Source organism: Flavobacterium luteum (assembly GCF_008806775.1).
Classification (GTDB): domain Bacteria; phylum Bacteroidota; class Bacteroidia; order Flavobacteriales; family Flavobacteriaceae; genus Flavobacterium; species Flavobacterium luteum.
Window position 1 is genome coordinate 1 of the sequence record NZ_WAEM01000015.1, and the last position, 6,025, is coordinate 6,025.

The 6,025-nt window shown below is 32.0% G+C and carries 3 protein-coding genes; all 3 read right to left on the reverse strand.

Annotated elements, in window-relative coordinates; translation table 11 throughout:
* Positions 1–4,263, reverse strand: a 4,263-nt coding sequence (locus F6464_RS14220; RefSeq protein ID WP_151108615.1) for a gliding motility-associated C-terminal domain-containing protein, incomplete at its 3' end; no start/stop codon positions are given.
* A gap of 20 nt (positions 4,264–4,283) precedes the next feature.
* A complete protein-coding gene (locus F6464_RS14225) occupies positions 4,284–4,862 on the reverse strand; it encodes a hypothetical protein (protein ID WP_191963403.1) in 579 nt (192 codons plus the stop codon).
* 745 nt (positions 4,863–5,607) lie between these two features.
* The coding region (locus F6464_RS14230; RefSeq protein WP_151108617.1) for an OmpA family protein at positions 5,608–6,025 on the reverse strand (418 nt) is incomplete at its 5' end.

The following is a 6,025-nucleotide window of genomic DNA, read 5'->3' on the forward strand; positions in this document are numbered from 1 at the left end:
CCCTTTACCATCTGTATATTGAATAATATAGAAGTAGGTTCCAGTAGGTAATTCAGCCGATTTATTAACAGTAGCTCTTCCTTCAGAGATTCCTCTAAAGACTCTTGTACTATTATCATACTGATTAGTTTCGAATACTAATACTCCCCAACGGTTGTATATTTCTACAGTATTTGTAGGGAAACACACAGTTTGATCAATATTTTCTATTATGAAAACTTCATTAGTGCCATCACCGTTTGGAGAAAAAGCATTGTGAACTAAGAAATTACAAGCTGGTAAAAGCACACAGTCATCATCAACAGTTATTACTACTTTAACGGTACTAGAACATGCTCCATTAGTAGTTAAATATTTCAACTCATAGTTACCGGTATTAATTTGGTAAGGGTTAAATTTCTGTTCTCCATTTACATCAACTATTGAATATGGATTTACCTCGTCAATCCATGTTCCTCCCGAAGCTGTTCCTTCTGGTAATAAAGAATTAAGAATAGGATAATCATCTTGTTTGTATAAATCAATGTCTGCATTACACTCTGCATAACCAGGTTTTCCGTCTGTATCAGCATTTGTAGCAGTAACAGTTACGTTTTGAAGCGCTGCTACAGAAACTGTTTTATCACTACTTTCAAATACCCAGGTGATTATGTATTCGCCTTCAATGTCATAAGTTATAGGATTTTGAGGAGTACCAATTATAGTTTCTCCACAGTTGTCTTTAGTTGTTGCTAAAGTAGCTGTAGCAGTACATTGACCTATTACATCATCTAATGTAGGTTTGTCTATAATTTGCGCTCCAGTCACAGTCCAAGTACAAGTTTCATTATTGAAATCACCAAGAGTTTCGTAACACGCCACATTAGGTTTTACAGGTTGTGTTCCAGTTACATCATAAAGGCAAGTTTTAGGATTGAAAGTTGCTACTTCATAACAGGCCAATCCAGTAGGTGCAGTAGGTTGCGTACCAGTAATATCATACAAACAAGTTGAAGGATTAAAAGTCGCTATTTCATAACACTTTAATCCAGTGGGAACTGCATTAACAATTACAGATATTATACCTTGAGAACAGTTAACAGTATTCAAAACTTCACAAATTTTGTATATCAAAGTATAAGAACCAGCTTGTGTTCCAGGAGCAACAAAAACATTAGTTCCAGAAAGTGTAATGCCTGAATTAGTTGCACTTACAAAAGTTAAGTTTACATTTTCAGTAGTTACAGCAAATCCATTAAGTGTATCATTTGAAATTATATTTGTAAATGAAATTCCACCGTTTACTTCATCCAAACACTTAACTGTATCATCATTAGCAATGATTGAATTTGCATAAACAGTTACCGTTACAACCGCTGTATCGCAATTTGAATCATTTAAAACTTCACAGATTTTATAGGTTAATGTATACGAACCAGCAGGAGTTCCGGCAGCAACGATTACATCATTACCAGAAAGAGAAATCCCAGAGCTTGTTGCACTTACGAAATAAGTAACCACTTGTGAAGCAAGAACAGGAGTGCCATTTAAAGTATCATTAGAAAGTACATTTGTAAACGCCGTTCCACCCGTTAAACTGTTTATAGAAGCTCCACTATCGCCTATAGCTATAATAGAAGCAGCTAATACTTTTACACTAATATTTGCCGTATCACAGTTCTTTGGGCTTATGGCTTCGCATATTTTATAGGTTAAGGAGTAATTACCAGCTGGAGTCCCTGCTGCTACTGCAACACTACTTCCTACGAAAGTTATTCCAGGATTCGTAGCACCTACGAAAGTCAAGTTTACTTCTGTTGATGTAAAAGGAGCAGAGTTTAAAGTATCATTTACTAATACATTACTGAGAGAAATTCCCCCAATTGAACTAACTATATTGATTCCTATATCGTCATTCGCATTAATATCTTTGCATTTTGAAATTGTAAATGCAAAATTACAACCAGCATTAGCAGTTGGTGGAATTGCGTAATAGGTAGCGCTAGTTCCTTCTAATAAAGGAATTGGATTACTATTTGTAAATTGAATTGAGTTTGAATTTACAGGAAATGTATTGTAGAACCGAGTGCCAGAAGGAAAATTTGAGGCAATTTCTGAAACTAAAACAGATGTTTTATTACAAAAAGTAAAATTTTGTACTAAAGGTATACTAATACAATTTGCTCCTACATAACTTGTGCTGTTAATGTTTACAGTTAAAGTTTGTTTTTCAGGGGCTCCAATACATGCTCCGTTTTCAGTAAAACCTTCAATCATTTTATTATTATCAAAAACAATTCCTGTGATAGCACCTATACCACTTGTATATCCATTCACTACAATTTTACTACCACAACTTGTATTTTTTAATAATGAACAATCCTCAGTAGCTTTTAGCTTGAATGTCAATCTAGCTAATGTTGTTGTAGGTGTCAATGGTTGTGGTAAAGTTCCAAAATCCCATACTAGCGAACCATTTGTACCTAAAGTCTCATCTAAATAAATGTTATTTGGTGTAGGGAGTGGCGTAAATAAAATACTTCCCAATGCACTTCCTGGCACATAAGTGGTGTTATAAGGAATAGGAATTATTAATTTGTAACTTTCGATTGGTTCAGTCCCTAAATTTCTAATGTTTATTCTACATCCTATTTCTTGACCAGGCAAAGAAGTAAAAGGCTTAATGGCTGGAACGTTGTTAATAGTTGTGGCGGTTAGTACTGCTTCACTTTCAGGAATATAAGCGTCAACTGCTAGAGCTATTGCGAAGATAGAGTAGGTGTCCCCACTGGTTCCGTATTTGAAAGTAGTTGAAGTTTGGTTATTCCCAATGACAAAATTTCCGTTGTTTGGAACAGTAAACATACAAATATCTATTCCAGTATTGTTTTGTAAATTTGGATTTCTATCACTTCCTGCATTTATAGAAGAGTTAAAAAAATTAGTTGTAATATTTCCTGAATGATTTAAGTTTAAGAAACTAGCATCACTATTTTTCTGAATTTGAAAGTAATCACCTGCAAAACTGACGTCACCTTCACTCGCCATCATTCCTATTTTTGCTCCAACTGTTCCAGTCTGTACGGTATTAAAACCAGATACAGGTAAAGTGTAACCTGATGTATTTGAAGAGTTTACATACGCATAACCATCAAAAATAGTAATGTCACGGTATTTCATTTTGAAATTTTCATAAACCACTATAATTCCCCAACCACCAGAATAGCCTGTTCCTCCTGGATCACCTTCAAGTAATGCCATGTCAGCGGCAAAATATTCTCCTATTCCATTTAGTTTTACATATTCTGTAATTTCTTTGTATGCACAATAAATGTCATCCTCAGTACCTTTTGGATAGTAAATGTCATTTGCGGTAGCAATAAATTGGCTGTAAGAGCTGGAATTTGGTCCTTTTAAAGAAATGACTCTTTTGTCATATTGTTTAGTTATTGTAGTGTATGTAGGTATTGTTGCCGAAACGTTAATTTCAGAAGTTGATGTGTTTCTAGTATCAGTGCTGCTAAGGTTAGTAGCTGCACTTCGAAATAATTTTATAACAGTGATTTTTGCAGTTCCGTCAACAATTTCATAGGGATTTAGTAAAGTAACTTCAGTATTTGCAGCATTTATGCTTACGGGAATATTTATAGATGCTGCTCCGTTAACTGAAAGCGTTACACGATTTGAGGCACTACTGTTAAAAAAATTAAATGTATAAGTATTACCGTTTCCAGTAAAAGTATACACAGGATTTCTGTTATTACTACTGGGATCATTTCTTGAAACGGTTATTTTGTAATTTGTTTTTACGATATTAATATCGTGAGTAGCGGTCAAATTATAATTAACTACTTGTGTGCCATTTTGAATTTGTTTTTGAGCATCAAAAATTTGGTCTGGAGAGGATTTTCCCGTCCAGTACAAACCAGCATAAACAATGTTAGAGCAACTTGGAAGGGCTCCATTTTCTGTAGATAGTGTTAATGTTGATGAAGAGGAGTTCCATGTATTGGGATCATTATCAGTATCAACATAACTCATATATTGATTATTGTTATTTTGTGCTACTCCATAATTTTGTGGAGTTAAACACGTATTTCCTAACATTGTAAAATCGCCTTTTACAGTATATATCTTTCTGTCTGGGGAATCTTGTGAGGTTCTCTGTGTAAAACCAACGTTAACTTGTGCATTTATTTTTATTGTATTTCCAATAAGGATTCCCAAAAGCAATATTGCATAATGTAATTTATAGGTCATTAAATTAAAAATCAAATTTTTCATAACGATTAATTTAATGAGTATTATTCGGCATCTCCGTTTTGAATTTTGAAAAACACGCTGTATTTTGAATCATCGTTACGTATCATTTGTGTAATGATTTCTTCTGTTGTTGGGATAGTTGAAATGATTTGAATGTATTTTAAACTTTTAAATATTGAAAATAGGTTCAAATCTATGGTGTAATTTAAATCAGCTTGATTCTCTATTCTTAAAGTAGCCATTTCTATGAGGTCTTTTTTAATTTCAACATCATTTAAAATCGGTAATGTTTGAATATTAGTAAAGAGGCATACTGGTTCTTCTCCATATGTTTTCACATTTCTTGAATAGCAATAAATTGACGAATGTACTTTTGATATCAGATTTTCAATATGCTTTGAATCTGTTGAATCTGATTTTAAGTTTCGCTCTGAATTTTTTAAATTTGAAAAGAAACTTTTTCTTTCGACTATTTGATTTTTTTGATTGCTTATGTTTTTTCTCACTTGAGTATATGAGTTAGTACTAATGAAAAATAATAGTATTCCAAACACATAAATTTTATTTGCAAACGATAGTAAGCAGAAATGATTAATATTTAATTTATTTCCATTTTTCATTTTACTTAATTTAGTCATCCCTATTAATTTCTAAAACCTTTTTTTTAGAACTATTTTATTTAACAGTTATTTATTAAATTCTATGATTTTGACAATTCAAATCTATATTAAATTTTACTATCTTCAAAATAAATAATCGATTAAATACATTTAATATCGATAAAGTGATTTTTTATGTATTTTATATAAGAATAATTGTATAAAAAATATTTAGTATTGTTTATTATTTTTTCATCTTGTAAAGTTATTTGTCATGTGCTTTTTTTGAAATTTTTATTTTTAACTTGGTATTAAACTGGAAATTTAAATATTTAATCAATAGCACTTTATAAGGTTTCTAAGAATATCTATTGTATTTTGAAAATAACAATCCTTGAGTGTAATTAATTTTGATTATAATTTTTCGTTAATTCAAGATATATTCCATCAAAAACCACTACAATTGACTTTGTTATTCATATTCCTAAATATGAATAAGTTTCATATTTATTTTAATTTTAGGTTTAAAGGGGGATAGATCAAGTGAAGTCTTAATCTATTGTCAATCACACTACAGAGGGAAAATTATTATGTGACAATAAGAATTAGATAGCCTAAAAAGCGAGGGGTTTAATAAGGCACTAGTTTTCTCTGATGGTCTAAAAAGTATTGAAAATGCAATTTCAAGGGTTTTCCATAATCAAAAAAAAGTCGTCTCAAGATATGATTTGAGACGACTGCTTCAACTTAGTTTATCAATTAAATCTTACAATGCAGTAATAATGAATTCACTTCTTCTGTTAGCTTGATGTTCCTCTTCCGAACACTTCACGCCATCGGCACATTTGTTCACTAATAGAGTTTCACCATATCCTTTTCCGATTAGACGACTAGCATCAACTCCGTTAGTAACCAACCAAGCCATAGTAGACTTAGCCCTTCTATCAGATAATTTTTCGTTGTATTTATGCGTTTGACGGCTATCAGTATGCGAACGCACATCGATTTTCATAGTAGGATATTGTTTCATCACATCTAATATTTTTTCTAATTCAAGGGCAGCATCTGGTCTAATATTCCATTTGTCTAAATCAAAGTAGATAATCTTAATACCAAAAGCTTTTGCTAAATCATCACCCACAGTAACAGGTTTTACTTTTTTCTCTAACTGAATAGGGAAGTCT

Coding starts and splice junctions, on each gene's coding strand:
- F6464_RS14225 (WP_191963403.1), bottom strand. CDS start 4,862: ATGAAAAATGGAAATAAATTAAATATTAATCATTTCTGCTTACTATCG.